We start from the raw sequence: 22040 nt of genomic DNA, 5'->3' as shown, positions 1-22040 counted from the left end.
AATAGAGGCTTGTACATATAATCTGAAAATAAAAACTCCCATCCAGGAGCTTTTATCTATTTAATACGTTAAAGCACTTCTACACTCTAATCAAAACACATTTACTAATACTTAGCAATTTATTCCTTTATTGTTACACCGTAATGAGTAAACCATACATGAATTTGCGCGAGATGTGCTAACAGTTGAGGGCCCGTCATCAGCTGGCCAAACCAAGGTACTTGAAACGCTTTTCCATCAGAAGAAACAATGTCTTGAAGCTTCTTTTTATCAATGAATTCGAGCAAAGGACTATGTGTATCCTCCATAATCTCTTCTAGCCAACTTTTTACCATCTTCGTATAAATGGGATGATGGGTCTTCGGATAGGGACTCTTTTTCCGATATAGAACTTCATCAGGAAGTATACCTTCTAAAGCTTTTCTCAATATCCCTTTTTCCCTGTTGCCGTGCATTTTCATTTCCCATGGGATATTCCAGACATACTCCACTAAACGATGGTCAGCGAAAGGAACGCGAACTTCTAAGCTTGCACCCATACTCATTCGATCTTTGCGATCTAGCAGCGTTGTCATAAACCAAATCATATTAAGATAAAACAACTCTCGCCTGCGTGCTTCTATTAGACTTTCTCCTTCAAGTCTAGGCGTTTCCGCTACGGTTTCTTCAAATTTGGATGTTATATATTCATCTAGTTTCAGCTTTCTTCTCCACTCAGGTCGAAGCAGTTCCATTCTGGCCTGGGTGGAACGCATCCAAGGAAAGTTATTGGATGCCAGATCTTCTGGTCGGTGAAACCATGGATACCCTCCGAAAATCTCATCTGCACATTCCCCGGAAAGACTTACTACATAGTTTTGTTTAATTTCTCTGCAGAACCATAGTAAAGACGAATCTATATCCGCCATACCTGGTTGGTCCCTTACAAGCACCGCTTCTTTTAAAAATGCGGCAAGATTGGTTTGTGAAATGACAGATCGATGATGAACCGTACCAAAGGTTTCCGTCATTTTCCGGATCCATTTTTCATCGGAATTAGGCTGAAACTCATTGGCTTTAAAATATTTTTCATTTTCCTCATAATCTATGGAATAGGTATTTAACGGCGGCTTGCCTTCACTCTTAAAAGCATTTGCTGCAATTGCCGTGATGGCACTAGAATCCAAGCCACCAGAAAGAAACGTACAAACTGGAACATCAGAAACAAGTTGCCTTGTAACAGCGTCGGTGAACAGAAAGCGAACTTTTTCAACGGTTTCCTCGAAACTATCTGTATGCGGCCTGCTTTCCACATTCCAGTACCGCTTAATCTTGAGCCCCTCTCCTTTACTCATAATCATTAAATGAGCAGGCCGGAGCTCTTTAATCGCATGAAACAAACCATGACCAGGAGAACGGGAAGGTCCAAGTCCGAAAATTTCCGCCAACCCGTCATATCCGACCTCACTCGAGACTTCCGGGTGAGCCAGTAGTGCTTTCAGTTCGGATCCAAAAAGCAACGTTCCTTCCCCTTCATGATAAAATAACGGCTTCACTCCAAGTCTGTCTCTTGCGATGAATAACTTCTCTTCTCTTTCATCCCAAATGGCAAAAGCAAAAATCCCATTTAGATGGTGCACACATTCCTCTTTCCACTCTATATAGGCAGTCAACAATACTTCTGTGTCGGAATGCCCCCTGAAGTTATATCCTCTCTTCAACAGTTCTTTTCTAATATCTTCTGTATTATATAGCTCTCCGTTATAGCAGATGGTGTAGTTCCGCTCTGCTTTGTTTCTTGTCATCGGCTGCTTCCCGCCTTCAAGGTCCACAACAGCCAAACGTTTATGGCCAAAGCCTACATGCCGGTCCATCCAAATATTTGTATCATCAGGTCCGCGCAAAGATAGGGTTTCCGCCATCTTTTTTACTATATCTTTCTGATCTTTGATATCCTTCTTCCAATCTAACCAACCTGTTATACCGCACATATTGTCCATCCACTCCTTTTGCTTCAAGCAAACTACGGGTGTTCTATACTATGCCAGGACTGCTTATACCATGAATTACAGAAACACTTTCACTTTTTTTCCTTGTCAGTCCTCCTGCCAATAATCCATTCAAAAGTGGGTAAAGTAATAAAAAAACGATCTAGTTTAAAGGCAACCCAACTAGGGAAGAATGGCAGACACAAAGGTTTAACCCCTACAAAACTTGTTGACTACTGGAGGAAACGACTTTGAATCTTCAAAAAAGGAAAAACATCATTTATGAACAGAAACGATCCTATACATGTGGAACCATTGAAAATATAAACGACCAATGGATTTTTTTTGAGGCGGAAGACGATGAAGCATTCCTTTTAGAGGAAATTTCCGAAGAGGGCATTGAGATTCTATTCTCAAACGAATGGGTCCCCGGTGTGTTATTGGAAACCGGGCAAGTTGTCCTACATACCAAACATTTATATGAATTGAATAATGGTGATGCCGTGCGCGTCCGTAAAAGGCTTCCACAGCCTTATATGGAGTGGTTAGAAGAACTGTCAGAGGATGCCTTCACTAAATTTACCACCCTTCTAAACAACTCCAATATTTCCATTTATGATTGCATCTATTGCTATAACACCATGCAGTTCATGGATAATATAAAAGAGCCATCCGGAGTGAACTTTCTCGTCTATGATAATGAAACATTCATATGTTCCGTTCAGCACCACTTTTCAAGGGGAAAATCAGTTACTGACCGATTCGAATACACCCTTCAAACCGGCAAACGATACATGTTCACCAATATGGAACGCAGAAAAGCTGAATGAACAACATCCATGAAAACATTTAGAAAAGAATTAAAAAAGCTTGAATCCCTTGTCTAATAGAGATTCAAGCTTCTTTTTTTATAGATTAAATACCCATAGGCAGGCTGAAGCCTAAGTGGAGAATGTATGCCAATACCAAAACGAAAAGAACCCAAACCACAACGGTAGATTTCCCTTTTCTCGTGCGGACAGCTATCATTTCCATCAAGCCGATCACGACAATACCCAGTACCATTTTCAATACATATTGACCATTTGTGATCCAACCCCAACCAAGTTGCAAGCCGGTTACTACAATCAGAATGTAGAACACTCGAAGTACCATTGAAGTAATCTTCGCACCCTTTTCTTTCCCTGCTTTAGTTAAAAAGAGTACAACGACAAACAAAATAAGTGCGATTGCCCATGTTGAAATATGTGCATGTGTCATTTCTACTAACCTCCTTCATTTCACTCAAAACTACTAGTATCATACCATAGAGATGGAAAAAAACTAAGTAAATTACCTTTATATAAGATTTTGAATATTAACAATGATATAATACCTTTGTAAACCATTACAATCAATAGATGGAGGTACTTCATTTATGACTACCAAAACACACGATATCATCAGTATGACAGAAAAATTTGGCGCCAATAACTATCATCCACTTCCTATTGTAATTTCCAAAGCACAAGGGGTATGGGTGGAAGACCCGGAAGGCAATAAGTACATGGACATGTTAAGTGCCTATTCCGCAGTCAACCAAGGGCACCGTCATCCGAAAATTATTCAGGCTTTAAAAGATCAGGCAGACAAAATTACACTCACATCACGCGCCTTCCATAATGACCAACTTGGGCCTTGGTATGAAAAAATGGCTGAATTAACGAAGAAAAATATGGTGTTACCGATGAATACAGGGGCAGAAGCTGTAGAAACAGCAGTAAAAGCTGTTCGCCGCTGGGCATATGATGTGAAAGGTGTTCCGGTCAATCAAGCAGAAATCATCGTATGTGAAGATAATTTCCATGGCCGTACCATGACAGCTGTCTCGATGTCTTCTAGCGAAGAATATCAACAAGGTTTCGGTCCTATGCTCCCTGGTATCAAGGTAATCCCATATGGCAGCATTGAAGCCCTTAAAGGAGCCATCACACCGAACACCGCCGCTTTTATCTTTGAACCAATTCAAGGAGAAGCAGGCATCAATATACCGGCTGAAGGGTTCCTTTCAGAAGCTTATGAGGTATGTAAAGCAAACCATGTATTATATGTGGCAGATGAAATTCAGGCAGGTCTGGGCCGCTCCGGTAAACTTTTTGCTTGTGACTGGGAGAATGTCGAACCTGATATGTACATATTGGGAAAAGCGCTTGGTGGAGGAGTATTCCCTATTTCTTGCGTAGCAGCAAACAAAGACATCCTTGGTGTATTCAATCCTGGATCACACGGTTCCACTTTTGGTGGAAACCCGTTGGCATGTGCCGTTTCCATGGCTGCATTGGAAGTGTTGGAGGAAGAAGAATTAGTGCAACGTTCTTATGATTTAGGTAACTATATGATGGAAGAGTTGCGCACCATCCAAAACCCTATCATTAAAGAAGTTCGTGGCCGCGGACTCTTTATAGGAGTAGAATTAACGGAAGCAGCCCGCCCGTACTGCGAAAAACTGAAAGAAGAAGGCTTGTTATGTAAAGAAACTCATGAAACGGTAATTCGTTTCGCACCACCACTTGTCATCTCTAAAGAAGACTTAGATTGGGCCATTGAAAAAGTGAAACAAGTATTGTCTTAATATAAAAGCTCCCTGCTAGAATTTGTTAAATCTAGCAGGCAGCTTTTTCTTTTTTTATAAAAGTAGATTATTTAACCGTATTTCTTAAGGTACCAATCTTTTCAATGCACACTTCCACCACATCTCCACCTTTTAGAAAACGCGGTGGGTTAAATCCCTTACCTACACCGGAAGGAGTCCCGGTTGCAATAATATCTCCCGGCTCTAAAGTCATCCCTTTAGAAATGGAGGCTATTATTTCTGGTATGGAAAAAATCATCTGTTTAGTAGAGTCAGATTGGCGTACATCTCCGTTCACCAACGTTTTCAAACTTAAGCACTGCGGATCATCAATCCCTGATTTGTGCACAATCACCGGTCCCATAGGACACGTCCCATCCAAGCTTTTACCAAGAAAGAATTGTTTATGGCGCTTTTGCAGATCTCTAGCGGTTATATCATTCACAATCGTATAGCCAAAAATATGCTCCATGGCATCATCCTTTGATATACTCTTCCCTTTTTTCCCGATTACAATGGCCAGTTCCCCTTCATAATCCAGTTGTGCGGTCACATCGTCATGTAATGGAATAGATTCTTGCTGCCCTATAACAGTAGTAGGTGCCTTAGTAAAAATCATGATATGTTCCGGAATATCTTCTTCACTTCCCATCTCCAGAACGTGCTCTCGATAGTTTTTCCCGACACAAAAAATGTTTTTTCTAGGCCTTGCGATTGGGGCTAATAAACGCACCTCTTCCTGGCGGATAAAATAATCCTTGGAGTTTCTCTGTGTAAAAATCCAGTCACGAAGCCTGGATACAGTGTCGACAAACTCCTCTCCATGTTCTATCCCTTCCAACAAGGTGGACGGCCAAAAGCTTTCCTCCATTTTATCTTCATGCGCTTTCTGAAGGTCTATAACATAATTTTGTGCTTCGTCAGTTAGTCCAATTCTTTGTTCACCTTTCATTTCCATAAATAATAAATGCACTCACACACCCATCCTTCCCTCTACACATGCGATGATTATGTAGTAATTTGTTATATTATGACTTGTTTTATCGAAGTGCTTTTTTTCTTGTAAATACCGTGCCATAATAAGGACAACCGCTTGCGTTACTTAATCTTATTATAATGGAGTAGAAGCAAATGTTAGCTTTAAAAATCGAATTAAAACGACAGCAAATGATTCACTGCGCAAAAGAATACGGATTTACTGCATCTCAAACCGTGAAGTGCAGCCAAGAGCTAGATGTTCTATTAAATAAACAGGCGCAACAACAATTACACATTTTGAGAAGCCAGAATAAATATTCTTTTGCACAATGATAAAGATGTGAGGCTAATCCTCACATCTTTTTAAATTTTGGCCTGTTTCCGTATGTTCCGGCCCTCCATAACCATTCCATCGGTCCATATTGGAAATTTGCTACCCATACTCTGCTTATTATTACTTGGAATGTAAAGAGTCCAAGAACTAGCCATAGACCATAAAACGGGGTAAATGAACCGTATAATCCAAGGCCATAACTGTAAAATATCAGGGAGCAAACAACCGATTGAAACAAGTAATTTGTTAAACTCATTTTCCCGACATATTGAAACGGAGACAACACTTTTAGTCCAAAGCTGGTTCTGCTGGCCAATACAATGGATAAAAAGTAGAATACCGCACTTGCGGGACCACCAAGCCCATCCTGGAGATATTCCGTTGTGTAGTTTTGAGCAGTGTAATATGGAAGCAGCTTAAATACTAAAGCCACCACAAAGGTTGCCATCCAAAGTTTTTTCATCCATGACAGGTTTTCCTCCACATTTTCCAGCCACTTGGATTTTGCCGCTGCCGCTCCAAACAGGAACATCGGCAGAACCGATAATGCAATAAAGAAGAAGTTCGCGATGTTAACGAAAGACCAATCAGCTATTCGCTGTTTCGTAATCTCCATAAATGTTCCATTGGCATAAACATTTAATGATTGGGCAGCATTTGCCTCAAGTGTGGAATAAAGGTCTGTATCCCCCATCGTCAACGTAACAACAAGCATTAATAATGACAAAATTGCTGTCGGGATTACAATGAGCAGAAGTCCCGTCCACACCATTGCTTTTGGAGACATACTTCTCATAAACAATAAGATAAAACCGCATAAAGCATATGTAATGAGAATATCACCATGCCAGATCAAAAACGCATGTATGATTCCTATCACCAACAAGACAACTAGCCTTCTAGAAAAATATTTCGGTACAGAGAGATTTTTCTCTGCTACTCTAGTGGTAAAAATAATAAAGCCATACCCGAACAAAAATGAAAAAAGGGTATAAAAGCTTGCTTGGGCAATGATATCCACCCCATTCATCACTAATATGTCCCGTGTTTCAGACCAGTAGGTTTTTATGTTCACATAGAGCATTGGGGCAAAAAATGAAGGCATGTTCACTAGAAAAATGCCTAATATCGCAATTCCCCTTATAATATCCAAAACTACAATTCTCTCTTTTTCTTGTATGGGTGCCGCTTGCATCCAGATTCCTCCCTTAAGTGTGTACTATGCTATCTCATAAAGAATATTATAGCTCGTTTTCCTTTATATTCCTATCACCAAATCCACTTCACCCTTTTTAAAGTATCACTCACCATACCGGGCTGATGTCATAGAATAAAGCATAAGCGCACAGAAAAGGAGTTAACGTTTATGCCAGCAATAGTCGGAGCTGTAAGTGTTAACAGCATCGGTAACTCCGGAATCTTTCATATTGGGGACGTATTTCAAATGTCTCCAGTCAGTTCAGCCAAAACATTCGCAGGAGCCGGAAGTTTTAATACCGGAGATACTATCTCCGTAAGCAACACCAACAGTCAAACCAACACCTATGATCAAGACGTCAACGACCAGCCGGTTGCATTGAATATGTAAAACGTTTTACAAGAAGAAGTAATTTTATTAGAGGAGGGGCAAGTATGGCATCCAACTTTTTCATTAACCAAAATATCGTCATCCACCATTTGAAAATAGGAGGTATATCCAACTCCTCCGTATTTCAAATTGGCAGTGCAGGTGTTATCAAATCTTTATCTAACTTGTACAACACAGGAAATTTCACTGGACCCGCACCGGTAAGCAGTGCCGAGATTGCACAAGGCCAAGGCCCACAGGAAGGGACACCTGCGAGTACTTCAGGACCATTCGTCCCTCTACAAGGAACAAGTTAATTACATTCTGGGCATTCACCCATTTTCAATGATTGCATAAAGTATTAGAGATGATTCTTGAAGCTTCAAGAGCAACCAATGAAAGGGGTGGTCGGATGTACAATAACTATCAGTACTTTTATCAATCGCAGCAACAGATCCAGCAACTTCAACAAGTAGTAGAAAACCAGACGAAGCAGATTTCCACCCTCGAGGAACTGGTGAAACTTATGCAACAAGAAATTACCCAACTAAAAGAAAAACCAAGTATGAATATTGAACGGATAGAGTATAAATTTGACCAACTAAAGGTGGAAACGTTGGAAGGCACTTTGAATATTGGTTTGACGCCTGGTTCCTCAGGAGAAATCGAAGACTTCATTGTAACCCAGAACAACCTGGAAGTTCCTGTCCCAAAACGAAACCGGAACCTTGCAACAGGAATAGAAGCAGAACTTCGGGATTATCTCAATAAAAATGGTAAAGCAAAGATTGACCAGATAGCGAAACAACAAGGCAGGACATTAGAAGGCCATTACCATGACTTTATGGTCCAAGATGTTAACAATCAGCTTTCTTCCCGCGTCAATCATACATTGAATACCCTTACGGCAGAAGCTGTCCAAAAGGGCTATAACGATGAAAAAATAAAAGAAATCACCATCCAACAGCTTAAAAGCGACATGGATAAAGCCTTTGCTGCCTTCATTAAAAATCTTCCTCAAAAAAAATAATTGCGTGGTGTTAACGGATGAATTTTCAAGTTTCTAATCACAATTTACAAGTGGATACTGTTAATATACTGGGAGTCTCTTCTTCCTCTATTTTCCTAGTCGGGGACACTCAGAACATTTGCCTGACATCCTATTTTGATACTCCTCCAGAAGCATTGATCATCGGACCTTTTGTTCCACTTACTACGGAGTAGCCTATGCGGATTTCCAGAGTGAACGATATTAATTTGCACTCCTTGTCTTTTAGTTCCTATTTTCACATCGGGGATTCATATTATATCAATGCAAAGTCCCGGGCACTTGCTGTTAAAAGAGAGTTTCCTAAATTTTATGGGAAAGAGGGAAATTTCTCTGATTTTCCGATATTTTCGATGCAATCTCCTACTCCTGTTTTAACGGAGAGGGTAAACATGACCGTATATAACGTAAACCCCAATATTTGCGTTAATCATATTAAGATAAAAGGGGTCTCTTCTTCTTCCGTCTTGCAGATCGGCTCATCTCAGACAATTTGTGCCGAATCTAGGATTAAGCATACAAGACAGCTTTTGGGTCCTGAAATACACAAAGCGATGGGGATTCCTGACACTAGAGTAAAAGATGAAAATGAAGATGAAGAGGATTAAACTAGCAGGATCTTCACCTTTCTGGTGAGACTTCATATAGTATAAGTATGATAAAAACCTGGGTGCGCCTATTGTCCTCTTGGTGAATCCAAGAGTAATACGCTTATCCCAAAAACAAAAAAGGATGTTCTACATGCCAGCTATCGTAGGTCCGGTTGCCATCAACAGTGTAGGCGGAGGCGTCATCAACTTCGGGGATTCCTTTTATATCTCCCCAAAATCAGCCTCCAAAACCTCAGCAGGATCCGGTGCACTAAACACCGGCAACTTCGTCATCACCAACAACGGTCTTTCCGCCACCAACACCATCGATCCTGACGTCAATGACCAGGATATTGTGGCGAATAGCTAAGAAAGAAAGAGAAAAAAAGAAAAAAAAGGGGTCAGACCCCTCTAGGACTTTCCCCTCTCACATCGAAATACCACAAAAGCCGTGCCAATTCAAGTGGCACGGCTTTGGGTTTTTATCGTTTTTGTTTTCGTTCGTTTGATTTTTTGGTTAGCGGTATTTTGGTAGATGGTTGTTTTTGAATCCATTTGATGAAGGCGGCAATCTTTGGATCATCCTTCAGAAGGAGAACTGTATTCAGACGGATGGCCAGTTCTTCATTGGTGTACAGGGCATGTATTTGTTTATGACACGGGATACAAAGATTTGCCGTTGGCAGAAAGGTTCCTCCTATCTCCTTTGGGGTCAGGTGATGAACCGTTATTTCCACCTTTTCCCTCTCACAAAGTTCACAAGTTCCAACGTCATACTTTTTCTTCTTTCCCATTTCCCCCTACACCTCCTCTCATTAAATGTAACGGTTGTACATTCTACACTTCTTCCAACTTACCTACAATAAAAACTTATAAATTTTCCAACGTCACAACAGAACCCTTGCCGGAAGATTGCGCAGGGGTAACCACTAAGCGTCTTGGTAAACGCGCTCTCAGTTCATGTACGTGAGAAATTACTCCCACTGCAAGGTGATTGGATTGAAGCTTCTCCAATGCCGTAACCACTGCATCCAACAACTCGGAGTCCAATGTTCCAAACCCCTCATCAAGGAAGAAGAACTGTAACGGATATTCCCCTCTCAACTGTATTTGAGCGGAAAGGGACAATGCTAGTGCAAGGGAAGTAAGGAATGTTTCCCCTCCAGATAAAGTGGAAACAGGCCTTCTTACGCCGCCATTAGCATCATCACGGATAGTGAAGCCGCCATTGGAGTCCATCTCCAATGCATATCGCTGCCGTGTGAGCTGTCCTAATCTTTCTGAAGCATCCCTGCTTATTTGAAGCAACTGTTCTTCTGCCAAGTATTCCACAAAACTGTTCCCTTTAAAGACACTTTGAAGCTTTTGATAGGATTGAGTCTCTTCCGTCAACTTTGTCTTCTTTTCCTCTAAAACCCTGAAGCGTTCATTTCGCTCCTTCAGGGAAATAAGGTTTTGCTGGAGCGCACTTTTTCTTTCAATTTCATCTCGCAGATTCATTCGTGCAACCTGCAATTGTTCCTGGGAGTTTTCCCATTCATCTTTTTCCAAACTTTCTGTTCCAATCAAGGCATTCAGTCGGGCAAGGTCCTGTTCAAGAGCCTTTCTGTTTTCCCAGTATTGTTCTATTTGTTCTTTCCATTTCTCTTTCCATTCTATATGGGCAATCGCTCCCTCTATGGCATCCATGGAGGTGAAAACAGATTTTTCTAAGGCGATGTTCCATTTTTCCTGGATGGTGTTTAGGCGTGATTCTGTTTCGCGGACCATCTGTTCACTTTGTGAAGCAGCTTTCTCACTGTTCTGTGCTTGTTGTTGGGATTCAATCCAGCTTTGATAGGTTTCCCGTTCCAACCTATTTAAGTTGTCCACTTCAAGCTCCACACGATTCAACTCATCCTTACTATTATTCTCCCCAATAATGGACTTTATTTCTTCTTGTGTTTCCTTCATACGTATAAGAACTTGTTCAAGTTTTAGTTCCTCTTGATACATATCTTTATCGAGTTCTCTCTTCTTTTCTTGTGCTTCTTTTAATTCCTTCTCTTTTGATTCAATAAAATCTATACTTGTACTCATTCTATCCTGCAGGTCCATTCGTTGCTTTTCAGCATCTCTGGCACTTTGGTAGGCGCTTTCGATTTCATCAAAATCTTCTTGTTCGAAAGTTCTTTCCCACTTGGTTTTCTTTTCTATCCATTCATGCTTAGTATCTTCAAAGCGTTTCAACCATTCTTCCTGCTGCTCCTTATAGCTTGAAGATAGCTTAGCGGTTTCTTTAAAGGTCCCTGACCAGGTTTTCAGGTAATTGTCTACCTTGTCTTTCTTTTCTTGCAACTGAAGGAGATCTTGAATTAAGGCCTTCTGTTCTGTTGCGATCCTATGATGTTTTTCAGCAAGCAAAACCGCTGAGTCCCTTGACTCCACCAATTCCTTGTCCCACTGATCCCACTTTTCAAAGGATTCCTTAGGGGCAGGCAAGTCTCTTTCTCCTTCAAGGTCTCGGTGAAGCTCTGTAGCAAACTGCTCTAATTTAAGCTTGATTTTCAAGTTATCCTGTTTTTGCAGGGAGATGGCAGATGGGAGTTTTCCTACTCCACTTTCCTCTTTGCTGCTTGCTACTTCTCTATGGGCTTGATGGGAAGCAAGACCAGGATGATTTGTAGAACCGCAAACTGGACATACCTCACCGGCTTCAAGAGATTTTGCTAACTCGAGTGCGAGTTGCTGCACTTTTGCGTCTTCCGCTAATTTTTGCTCCGCTTCTAAAAACTTCTCAATCTGCCTCTCAAGCCAATCAAGATGTTGAGACAGTTCTGATGCATGATCATAGTGCTTCTCTGTAAGCTGGAAAATTTCTAGAAGGGATTCTTTCCCCTTATTCACGTTTGCCTCCGCTTTTTGGTTTTCAGCCTGAAACGCGGATACTTTATTTTGCAACGCCTGTACTTCTGCTTCATTTTCCGCTCTTTTTTTCTCCGTAAGCATTATTTCCTGTTTGCCCTCAAATGCTTTTTGCAGCAAGTCTAGACGTGCAGGCGCCCATGCTAGGGATGCAAGCTCATCCTTTATTGTTTTTTGTTTTTTGATTGCCTTGGTGTACAGAACTTTTGCTTTTTCTTCATGGGCTTCTACTTTCAAAAACACTTCCCTTTTTGATGCTAACATTTGTTGAAGTTCTTTCATTTTGGGCTGATGGGCTGTCAGTCCTTCTTCAAGGTTTCTCGCACGTTCTAATTTTTCTTTCTGTGAAAGCAACACAGGTAATGTAGCTTCTTTCTTATTCCTTGCTGAGTCATAAGCACTCAAAGCATCCGCTAACTTTTCCTTGGCAGCTGCATGGGAAACTTGGTCCTGATTATTTTTTTGCTTCCATTGGGATAAGGCTTTTTCTACTTCTTTCAAGTCGTCCAGCAAAGGCTTTAAGCTCTCCGCCTGTTCAGCCAATGTGTAGGAGGTTTCCAGTTCCTTTATGGAAGCCTCTTGCATTAAGAAAGAATGAAGCTTTTGTTCCACCTGGGCCTTTTCTAGTTGCCTTTCCCACTGCTTCTTTTTTTGCTCAAAAACAAATTCCATCTCTTGAAGTGACTTTTCAGTCTTTATAACGAGCGCTTCTATTTCTTTGAACGCTTTTTCCGCTTCTTTTACCGCTTCATCAGATGCTTCGCCTAACCCTAACTGCTCGGCATGTATTTCCCCAAGTAGCTTCGTTTTTTCCTGCAGCTCTTCCTTAATCTTTCGGGAAAGCTGATCACCGTATTTTTCTAACTGAAAAAGGCGTTGCAGCATTTGTCTTCTGTCTGCCCCTTTCAAAGATAGAAATTCGGCAAATTTTCCTTGAGGCAATACAACGGCGCGGGTGAAATCATCAATAGTTAATCCGAGAATTTCTTGTATTGCCTGGTTTACTTCACTTGCCTTATCCGCAATAACGATATGCTCGCTTTCCTTTACTTCCGTCAATCTAGATATTCCCGATTTAACACGGATATCATCTGTTCGCTTGAAAGTCCGTTCCACTTTGAACCGTTGCTTCCCCTTTGCATTTTCCAGTTCAAATATAAAAGAAACCTCGAGTTGTTTCTCCCCATGATTCATAATTCCTTGCGTATTATTGGAGGCTCGCTCCACTTTTCCGTACAATGCAAGCGTCATTCCGTCCAATATGGAGGACTTTCCACTTCCAGTCGGTCCAAAGATCCCAAACACGCCCCCCTCACAAAGCGATTCAAAATCAATCACTTGTTTTTCTCGGAAACTGTGAAGTCCTGCGATTGTCAATGTGATTGGTTTCATGCTTGTTCCTCCTTCACCGTATCATCTTGCAATAAGGTGAGGAATAATTGAATTAATTCTTCCTCAGGTTTTGCGCCTCCTGATTGCTTTTCATAAAATCTAACAAACAATTCTTCCATTGGAACACTGTCCATCTTCACCGCTTTCCGCTCCTCGACCATTTCCGGAAAAATAGGGCGTATATGGAGGATGCCGTCATGGTGTTTTCTTATGCGGTGAATTTCTTCCATGGATAGTGCATTTGTGACATGAATTTCAAGATCTACCCATGCATGGCTGTCTTTCTTTTCTTCCAGCCAACCGAAAGCCTGTTGTACTCCTTCTGTAGCTTTCCATTTCACAAGCGGCTTTCCGCTAGAAAGGTAGATTTCCTTCGTTTCCACCTCTTCACCTGGCTTGGCGTCAATGATGGTCACACTTTTCGTATATCCTGCCTCTGAAAAGCTATAAGCAAGCGGTGAGCCTGAATATCTCGCTGCCGTTTTGGCACGCTTGATGGTTTGTGGTCGGTGCAAGTGGCCTAGTGCGACATATTGAGCCTGATGGGGCAAACTTTCTGCAGCTACCGTAAATGCGCCGCCCACTTCAATCGGACGCTCGGAATCGGTGGAATTTCCACCTGCAACAAAAAGATGGCTCATGGCAATATTGACAGAATTCTCCGTAAAGTGTTCACACATTTTATTAAAGAACTGTTGTATCCTTGCATCATAGTGATCCCTGATTACTCTTTCTTCAAACTCTTCGGAAAGCACTTCGTTCAACCTGGATTCTGAAGGGTATGGCAAAGAAGCAAGCTTCAGCGTTTCTTCTGTTGTGGGGACATAAATACTCTGCACGTCCATGGTGGGGTAGCCTAGCAAGGAGATATTCTGCGAGCTTGCAAGAGGTCTGGATGCTGATAGACGGTCTGGATTATCATGGTTCCCTGCGATAACGGCAACCGGCCTTTTCCCATCGTTTGATAGCTGTCGCAGCGACTCATAAAAAAGAACTTCTGCCTGTGCCGGTGGATTGACGGTGTCATAGACATCTCCTGCCATCAGTACAACATCCACTTTTTCTTCTTCCACAATTCGGAGAAGTTCTTCCAAAAATTGTGCCTGCTCTGGCAAGCGACTTCTTCCTTCTAGAGTTTTCCCCAGGTGCCAATCGGCAGTATGAAGTATGCGCATCTTTTTTCTTCCCTTCCATGAAAGAGGCTCAAGCAACAATTTTTACTTCGTCTGATTCTTGCCGCTTGAGCCACTATTTGTATTAATCCATTTTTACTAATTGATTTCCATCAAAGAAATATAAATATTTCTCTTTCAATTCTTTCTTCCAAATTTCCTCAACGGCTTTTCCGTACAGCGCCACTTGGTCTTTATAACGATTGCGTAGCACTCGTTCCGCTTCCTCAAAGCCGTTATCAAATCTACCTGTGATGGTATCTGTTTTATAGTCGATTAAAACGAGCCCTTCCTCATCTTCTACTAGGCAGTCAATGACACCCTGCACTAGAATGGTCTCATCCTTTAATTCTTTTTGCTCAAAAAACTCATTTTCTTGCAATGCAAAACTAAATGGCACTTCCCTGTGAACATGTTCAGCCTGTAGCATCCGCTGCCCGACAGGAGTGGAAAAGAAAGATACAATTCCGTCAAAATTAATGACCTTTGCCTGTTCCGCTGTGATTAGCTCTTTTTGAACCATCACCATGACCTGCGCTTGAACAAAATCTCTATCGATGCTTCCTGCTGAAAGGTCTATATTTTGCATTACCGCGTGCATCGCTGTCCCTATTTCTGAAGGGGACAGTTTTTTCTTTTGCAAGAATGCCGGGCGATCAAGGAAATACCTTCTCTCTGTTTGAACGAGTGTGTTAGCCGCATACGGGTCTTGTTGTTCTCTCATTCTTTTTATCTCAGAAACAGATTGCTTAGAGCGATGCTTACTAGCTTCTTTATATGGATAGGTCCATGTCAGCTGTTCTATCACTCTTGCTTTATATGGACTTTCAATATCAACCTGTTGACCGTTTTTTACTTTTTCCAACAGAAGGTTTTCTTCTTCTTTTTCCGCTTCTATTCCCTGTAACAACTGTTCCACATTGGTCACCGATATCTTCCAAGAAGTTGGATGAAGAACGATGTCATCCATGTTAGTACCGATAGGACTATCTCCTCGCAACGGTTGTGCATCCTTATGCCGCACAAGGGCAGGACCGACCCAGTCCATATAGGATTTTGCGCCTGCCCGTACATAGTCCGGCAACAGCCAGTTATCGTGTGTGACATGTTCACTCCACAGCAGCTGTGACTTCTCAAAGTCCTTTACCGTTCCGACCAGGTATAATTTTTCTTTTGCCCTGGTGAGTGCTACGTACAATACACGCATTTCTTCAGCGATAAGCTGTGCCTTGGCTTTTCGTTTCAATGCCAGCTGCAAGATGGTAGGGTAGGTGATTCGAAGTTTTGCATTAACATATTTAGAACCAAATCCAAGCTCTTTATCTAACAGATAACTGTTGTTTAGATCCATCATATTGAACTGTCTGGAAAGACCTGCAACAAAGACAATCGGAAACTCCAGACCTTTACTGGAGTGAATGGTCATCAGCCTTACCACATCCTCTTGCTCTCCAAGGGCTCTTGCTGCGCCAAGGTCTTCTCCTCGCTCCTGCATCCTCTCGATAAAACGCAAGAATCGGAACAACCCGCGGAAAGAGGTGGACTCATATTGTCTTGCACGGTCATACAGTGCTCTTAAATTTGCCTGGCGCTGCTTGCCGCCTGGCATCCCCCCAACAAAATCAAAGAAATGAGTGTCCTGATAGATCTGCCATATCAGCTCGGACAATGCACCTTCTCGCGCAGCTGTCCGCCAAGTTTGTAGCATCTGATAAAATAACCGGATTTTTTTTGCTAACTCTTGTTCCTCGATCGTGTCTGGAGCCTTGTCCAAAAATGTCATTAACGCTTCGTAATAGGACCCTCTTTTTTGTTGAATACGAATAGTGGCCAAATCATTGGAATCAAGACCGACAATCGGCGACCTTAACACAGATGCCAATGGCACATCTTGATATGGATTATCAATGATTTTCAATAACGAAATTAGAATAGCTACTTCTGTTGCCTCGAAATATCCCGTGCTCAAGTTTGCATATAACGGAAGGCCTTCTTGCTTGAATTCCTCCATGAATTGAGGAGCCCATGGCATCGAGCGCATCAGGATGACAAAATCCCTATAGGTGACAGGGCGCATCACTTTTCGATCCTTATCATAGATTTCATAGCCAGACTGAATAAGATGCTTTATTTTCTGAGCAATCATTTTCGCTTCCACTTGTGCTGTCTCTAGTTCTACCTTATCAAAACCAGTGGTATTTCCTGCAGACTCAGTCTCTTCAAGCTCTTGTGGTTCCTCATCATCTGAGACTGATGTGCTGCGGTCTATCAATAAGAGTTCCGATTCACGGTCTGTTGCTTCTGGATAATAGGCCGCCCCAAATTTCAGTTCCGCATCATCATCATAGTCGATTTCCCCAACAGTCTCTCCCATGATTTGTTTAAAAATGAAGTTGGTTGCATCAAGGACCTCCGGACGTGAACGGAAGTTTTTATTTAGATCAATGCGCAGGCCAGACGCTCTTCCTTGTGTATCAAAACGTTTGTATTTGCTTAAGAATAGAAACGGTTCCGCTAATCGGAATCTATAGATCGATTGCTTTACGTCCCCTACCATAAACATGTTACCTGTATCTTCGCTTTCCTTCGTAACAAGCTTCAGAATGGCTTCCTGCACCATATTGGTATCTTGATATTCATCTACCATCACTTCTTTAAAAGTGGATTGATAGCGAAGGGCTGCTTCGGAACGCTCTATTTTCCCTTCGTTAAAGCTTGTGAGCACATTAAGACAAAGATGCTCTAAGTCAGAAAAATCCACCAATCCTTTATCTTGCTTTAAAAGGCTGAATTCTTGACCATATTTCTTCACTAGATCGACAAGCGTACCCATCACAGGGGCGAGTTCCTCGAGATCTTTCAAGAAAGACTCCGGCCGTCGTGAAAACAGTTCATCTTTGATACCTTGAACCATCGTCTTTGCGTCATTACGAACCTTGGTCCATCTTTCAATCAATTCTTTATCATAATCATCGCCACGGCAGGTTTTAGCCCTTGAGAAATCGAGTTCCTGCATGGCTGCATATAAGTCTTCCCATGATGAATCAAGGGCTGCTTGTAGTCTATGAAGTTGACTTAGATCCTGCTCGACATTTTCCGCGCGCGGAGCAGGTCCGCCTGGCTCAAGCGTAATCTTCATTGCCTTTTCCAACAAGCTTTCCGCCCCGAGAAATTGCAGCTTCATCTCTCTTTTTAATGTGGAGATGAAAGGAAGTTCATCCATAGAAAATTTGCTGGTAGATTGATAAAACATTACAATCTCTTCCAACCATTTATCCGGATCTGGATTTGCTCTGGAAAATTCATGAAGATCAAGTACAAGATTTTGCAAGGCTCCATCAGAACGGTCATTTGTGTAGCGGTCGACCAGTTCAAAGAATAAGTCATTGTCTTCTTTTCCGTACTCTTCTTCAAAAACACCTTCTAGAACCTCTTCCTGCATTAATTGAATCTCCGTCGTATCGGCAATACGAAAGCTTGGATCTATATCGATCATATAATAATATTTTCGGACCACTTCCAGACAAAAGGAGTGAATCGTAGAAATGGAAGCTCGATTTAATAAACTTAATTGTCTGCGTAAATGCAGCGAGGCCGGCTTTTTTTCCAACTGCTTTTCTAGTGCCTCGCCAATCCTATGACGCATTTCTGCTGCTGACGCATTGGTAAATGTTACGACAAGGAGCCTGTCCACATCTACATGCTCCTCGACAATCTTATGAATCATCCGTTCAACAAGAACAGCTGTTTTACCTGAACCCGCTGCTGCTGCTACTAATATGTCTCTCCCCGAGGCGACAATCGCTTTCCATTGATCATCCGTCCACTGGGCATCTGTTGGTTTTGGAAGAAGCTCCATACTCATGATTCCTCTCCCCCTTCTATCTTAGATTTCATGGAAGCAATGACCTCATTTTTCGGAATGGTTGACAACACTCTATATTCGTTCTCATCAAGTGAAGTATCGAATTGACAAAACGATTTAAAAGAACAGAACGTACATGGCGTCTGATTCTTCAGTTTGTAAGGAGCAATGCTTGTTTCCCCTTCAGATATTTTCATCCCAATCTCTTCAAACGTTTTTCTGACATACGTCCTGAGCTGGTTGAATTCTTCTTCACTGGCAATCGAGGAGTTCGCTTGAAAACCGCCATTCTTTTTCAGAGCAGCAGACACTATTTTGGAGTGTCCGGTCTCTAGCGTCTGATCCATTAGCTTTACAGACTCTTCGTCCCCTATAAGAAGTCCTTTCATTTTGAAGCTCTTAAAGATTTCTTCTTCAATGATATCTTCCGGTTTCATTCCGTTTGTTTTAATCATTGGGTTGTGAACATGAAAATACAAGACACCGGCCGGAGTAGCTTCACTTCCAAGCCATCCTTTCGAATGAGAAATGACTATATCGAGATAAGTCAGCATTTGTAAGGCCAAGCCATAATAAACTTCCGTCAGGTCAAGCGCTTTGTTGCTAGATTTATAATCGATGATACGAAGCAATAATCCATTGCTTCCTTCCGCTTTATCCACTCTGTCAATTCGGCCAACAAGCTCCATCGTCACACCATTAGGCAAGTTGATTTGGATAGGAGGCAATTCCTCTTGCTTCCCAAAGCCTAGTTCCAAACCTACAGGGGTGAATTTGCTCGCTTTTGAGTGATCGCTTAAAATTTGGGAGGCTCTAGTGATGATGGTTTCTAGCTTCTTTTTGATGTAATGGAAACGATTAGAGCTTAGCAGGATCTCCCCTTGCAGCTTCGGTGCGAGAATATGGACAGCTTCCTTTGCTAGCACTTCACACTCTTGTTTCGTGAGATTCTTCCAATCATTGCCGCTCTGCCGCAGCTTGTCCGATATATGCTTGAGTGCGGCATGGAAGAGCTGGCCGATATCCGGTGCTTCCAATCGGTAGATTTTTCTCTCCTTCAGCTTTAAACCATGTGATGCGAAATGAGAAAAGGCACATGCACTGAATTTCTCCATTCTCGACACACTTGCCTCCATGAAATTACCGTACAGCTCCCTGCTGACTTTTTGCTTCAATTTTTTCGCTTCATTTTTATAGAACAAGCTTTGTAAGACCTGCTCGGTTTTATCCTGCCATTCTTCCTTTTCTAACAACGTATTGTATACATCCCACCATATTGGTTCGACTGGATATTTCTTAATCCAAGCTTGAAGCTGAACCGCCAAGTTGGATAGCGTTGTCGATGGAGTATGGATATACTTTAGCTGCCCTTCACTTGTTTGCTCAGCAGGTTCGTTTAGCAACAACTTCTCTTCAAGGAACGGAAACATTTCCTTCAGACGCTTGATATAAGAAGATGGAAGAAGTGTTTTTCCTTCTTCGTCCGCCAGTGCATAACTTATATACAAGTGGTGGGAAGGACTTAAAAAAGACGAATAAACAAGAAAATGTTCATCAAGCAGCATTTCCAAGCTGGTCGGCGCAAGCTCCATTCCGTAGTTGGCCAACAGTTCTCTTTCTTCTTCTGATATAAACCCTTCGTCTTTGATCTTGGCTGGAATCACTCCATCATTCACACCAATCACAAAGCTGTGCTTAATATCTGTCAAACGTGATAAATCAAAGTTTGCAACAATGACCTGATCAATGGCTGGTGGCACCAGGCTAAAACGCAGGCTTTCCAATCCGCTTTCCACCATTCTCATAAACATGGATAACGAAATGGGATGGTCCCCTATCAGTTCGACCATCTGATCAAGCATTTGAATAATAGCTTTCCAAACCTGCTCGTTTTCTTTTGCAACGGAAAGATTGCCTTCTTCCTCCGCTTTTTTCATTCTTGCTTCCAGTTTTTGCGGAATCTTTAAATCTTCCATATATTCATAAAGTGCTTTGCAATATCCATCTATTGACTTTGCTTTTTTCCAGCGCTTTTGAAGCATATAAAGCGGTTCTACAATCATCTCTCTTAGTTCATTAATTTCTTTTTCATAAGCAATCTCTTCATCGGTTTGCACATATGGCCCTTCTGTATCCACACTAAAAAAGCGGCGGTATTTCCACGGCTCAGTCGCAGTCCATCTATTCCCCTGTATTCCGTAAGAAAGGCAATAGTTTTCCAGCTTGTCCGTCTTTTCCCGCAACACATGCATATCTTGATCGAGCGAGTAAAAGAAATCCGTCTTTACACAACGAAAAACAGATTCATATCGCCAGTTTCTTGAAATCACTTCAAGGCTTGAGCGGAGTAACTCGACCAACGGATGATGAAGCATCGTTCGCTTTTGATCGACGAAAAAGGGGATGTCATAATCTTTGAAAACGGTATTGACCAAATCTATATAAGATTCGGCATTCCTGACAATGACAGCTATATCTTTATACCGATTTCCTTTATCTCTGACAAGCGAGACGATTTCCCTCGCAATTCCTTCTATTTCCGCTCTGCGATTGACTGCTTGTAAAATAGATACATCAGCCTTTTCCGGATAGACGACTGTTGGACGAACATCAAAATACTGTTCCATATGCCGCAAAGAATCAGCGTGTTGAAAGCGTGGTGTACCTTTTAATACCTCTGGCTCTTCTAGAATGCACCCTTCTTCTAATGCAATCTCTCTCAGCTTTTGATAGGTCGTCCCTGTCTCCCTGAACAGATGGAGATCATATGGAGCTTCCTCGTCATATGGTTTATCAGCAGTCAAGGCAATCGTGACCGAGTTTGCATGTTTCATTAATTCCTTTAATACTTCTAATTCCTGCGGTGTAAAACTATGAAAGCCATCAATGAAAATATCTGCTTGTTGGATATAGCTCGAACTTGGTATTTTTTCCGCCAATAGCTGTAAGTAATCTTCTCCGTCCAGATATTTTCCTTCCAACGTTTCTTCTAGGTGACGATAGACAACAAGAATATCAGTCAGCTTTTTGGCTAGCATTTTTTCATGTTGAGAAATGGATGCGTCTTCCCCAACCCGATTGATTTCTTCTTGCAAAAGTTCAGGTGTGACGCAATAACGTTTGAACTCTGTAATCATACTTTCCATTTGTTCAATGAATCCGAACTGCTCGGCAGACTTCCCAAACACATGGAACTTACTTTTGTGTTCTTCAATTACCTTCCGAAGCAACATATGAATTCCTGTCTGATCGATATGAAAACGGCTGATACCGCCGACTTCCTGCAAGATTCTCCATGCCAGGCGAGTAAAACTGAATACTTGTGCCCGTATCATGCCCTTTACATCAGGTGACTGAACGATCCTGTATTCTGATTGAAAAGTCATCTGTTCCGGCACAAGGTAGACAACTGGCGAACCTTGTGGGTCTTCTCTAAGCATATGAAGAATTTGTTCGTTGCACCAGGTTGTTTTCCCGCTGCCTGTTCGTCCTATTAAAAATCGTATAGACACAAGATATCCCCCATTTTCTCAATTCCAAAAAAATAATACGTACTTATGTTCTTCTTATTCTATTGTACTGAAAAACTACTATTATTGCCAACGGGTTACT

General features: G+C 41.8%; 18 protein-coding genes. 9 read left to right on the top strand and 9 right to left on the bottom strand.

Annotated features, from left to right (window positions below; genetic code table 11):
• Positions 1–119 precede the first annotated feature (119 nt).
• Positions 120–1970, bottom strand: coding sequence for an asparagine synthase (glutamine-hydrolyzing) (asnB, locus tag LG307_RS06675; RefSeq protein WP_404449215.1), 1851 nt, complete (start codon positions 1968–1970; stop codon positions 120–122).
• 248 nt (positions 1971–2218) lie between these two features.
• Between asnB and LG307_RS06670 the strand changes: the two genes are divergently transcribed.
• Complete coding sequence (locus LG307_RS06670) at positions 2219–2797, top strand: DUF2777 family protein (protein ID WP_404449213.1); 579 nt, start codon at positions 2219–2221, stop codon at positions 2795–2797.
• A gap of 85 nt (positions 2798–2882) precedes the next feature.
• On the opposite strand, the gene LG307_RS06665 is transcribed toward LG307_RS06670, so the two are convergent.
• Positions 2883–3227: a DUF1516 family protein gene (locus LG307_RS06665; RefSeq protein ID WP_404449211.1), complete on the bottom strand. Its 345-nt coding sequence runs from the start codon at positions 3225–3227 to the stop codon at positions 2883–2885.
• A gap of 157 nt (positions 3228–3384) precedes the next feature.
• Between LG307_RS06665 and LG307_RS06660 the strand changes: the two genes are divergently transcribed.
• Positions 3385–4578 carry an ornithine--oxo-acid transaminase gene (locus LG307_RS06660; RefSeq protein WP_404449209.1) on the top strand — a complete coding sequence of 398 codons (1194 nt, stop codon included), beginning with the start codon at positions 3385–3387 and terminating at the stop codon, positions 4576–4578.
• 67 nt (positions 4579–4645) lie between these two features.
• On the opposite strand, the gene LG307_RS06655 is transcribed toward LG307_RS06660, so the two are convergent.
• Entirely contained in the window at positions 4646–5536 is an 891-nt protein-coding gene (locus LG307_RS06655) for a fumarylacetoacetate hydrolase family protein (RefSeq protein WP_404450396.1), read from the bottom strand.
• A 173-nt stretch (positions 5537–5709) separates the two neighbouring features.
• On the opposite strand from LG307_RS06655, the gene LG307_RS06650 reads away from it, so the two are divergent.
• The gene (locus LG307_RS06650; protein ID WP_404449207.1) at positions 5710–5889 is read left to right on the top strand and encodes an aspartyl-phosphate phosphatase Spo0E family protein; all 180 of its coding nucleotides are present in this window, start codon (positions 5710–5712) and stop codon (positions 5887–5889) included.
• A 20-nt stretch (positions 5890–5909) separates the two neighbouring features.
• On the opposite strand, the gene LG307_RS06645 is transcribed toward LG307_RS06650, so the two are convergent.
• Positions 5910–7085, bottom strand: a complete 1176-nt coding sequence (locus LG307_RS06645; protein ID WP_404449205.1) for a DUF418 domain-containing protein — start codon at positions 7083–7085, stop codon at positions 5910–5912.
• A gap of 171 nt (positions 7086–7256) precedes the next feature.
• Between LG307_RS06645 and LG307_RS06640 the strand changes: the two genes are divergently transcribed.
• The 6 genes from LG307_RS06640 to LG307_RS06615 all read left to right on the top strand — a co-directional run bounded on the left by LG307_RS06640 (position 7257) and on the right by LG307_RS06615 (position 9465).
• Positions 7257–7478 (top strand): spore germination protein, encoded by a 222-nt coding sequence (locus LG307_RS06640; protein ID WP_404449203.1) that lies wholly within the window; start codon positions 7257–7259, stop codon positions 7476–7478.
• A gap of 44 nt (positions 7479–7522) precedes the next feature.
• The gene (locus tag LG307_RS06635) at positions 7523–7774 is read left to right on the top strand and encodes a spore germination protein GerPB (protein ID WP_404449201.1); all 252 of its coding nucleotides are present in this window, start codon (positions 7523–7525) and stop codon (positions 7772–7774) included.
• A 95-nt stretch (positions 7775–7869) separates the two neighbouring features.
• Positions 7870–8487, top strand: coding sequence for a spore germination protein GerPC (gerPC, locus tag LG307_RS06630; RefSeq protein ID WP_404449199.1), 618 nt, complete (start codon positions 7870–7872; stop codon positions 8485–8487).
• Positions 8488–8504: 17 nt separating this feature from the next.
• Positions 8505–8681, top strand: coding sequence for a spore gernimation protein GerPD (locus LG307_RS06625; RefSeq protein ID WP_404449196.1), 177 nt, complete (start codon positions 8505–8507; stop codon positions 8679–8681).
• Positions 8682–8684: 3 nt separating this feature from the next.
• Positions 8685–9113, top strand: a complete 429-nt coding sequence (locus LG307_RS06620; protein WP_404449194.1) for a spore germination protein GerPE — start codon at positions 8685–8687, stop codon at positions 9111–9113.
• Positions 9114–9246: 133 nt separating this feature from the next.
• The gene (locus tag LG307_RS06615) at positions 9247–9465 is read left to right on the top strand and encodes a spore germination protein (RefSeq protein WP_404449192.1); all 219 of its coding nucleotides are present in this window, start codon (positions 9247–9249) and stop codon (positions 9463–9465) included.
• A 112-nt stretch (positions 9466–9577) separates the two neighbouring features.
• Here LG307_RS06615 and LG307_RS06610 read toward each other — a convergent pair whose 3' ends face one another.
• From LG307_RS06610 to addB, 5 genes are all read right to left on the bottom strand, one after another.
• Positions 9578–9889: an HNH endonuclease gene (locus LG307_RS06610; protein WP_404449190.1), complete on the bottom strand. Its 312-nt coding sequence runs from the start codon at positions 9887–9889 to the stop codon at positions 9578–9580.
• A 76-nt stretch (positions 9890–9965) separates the two neighbouring features.
• On the bottom strand, positions 9966–13391 hold the full coding sequence (locus LG307_RS06605; protein ID WP_404449188.1) for an AAA family ATPase: 3426 nt from the start codon (positions 13389–13391) through the stop codon (positions 9966–9968).
• Positions 13388–14566: an exonuclease subunit SbcD gene (sbcD, locus tag LG307_RS06600; RefSeq protein WP_404449186.1), complete on the bottom strand. Its 1179-nt coding sequence runs from the start codon at positions 14564–14566 to the stop codon at positions 13388–13390. The genes LG307_RS06605 and sbcD overlap by 4 nt, the downstream gene beginning before the upstream one ends.
• Before the next feature lie 82 nt (positions 14567–14648).
• Positions 14649–18428 (bottom strand): helicase-exonuclease AddAB subunit AddA, encoded by a 3780-nt coding sequence (addA, locus tag LG307_RS06595; RefSeq protein WP_404449184.1) that lies wholly within the window; start codon positions 18426–18428, stop codon positions 14649–14651.
• Positions 18425–21940, bottom strand: a complete 3516-nt coding sequence (gene addB / locus LG307_RS06590; RefSeq protein WP_404449182.1) for a helicase-exonuclease AddAB subunit AddB — start codon at positions 21938–21940, stop codon at positions 18425–18427. Before addB ends, addA begins: the two co-directional genes overlap by 4 nt.
• Between the last annotated feature and the right edge of the window lie 100 nt (positions 21941–22040).

This window comes from Sutcliffiella horikoshii, from assembly GCF_044809035.1.
GTDB lineage: Bacteria > Bacillota > Bacilli > Bacillales > Bacillaceae_I > Sutcliffiella_A > Sutcliffiella_A horikoshii_G.
Note: the sequence above shows the minus strand (reverse complement) of the source record. Positions and strands in the feature narration are given on the sequence as shown.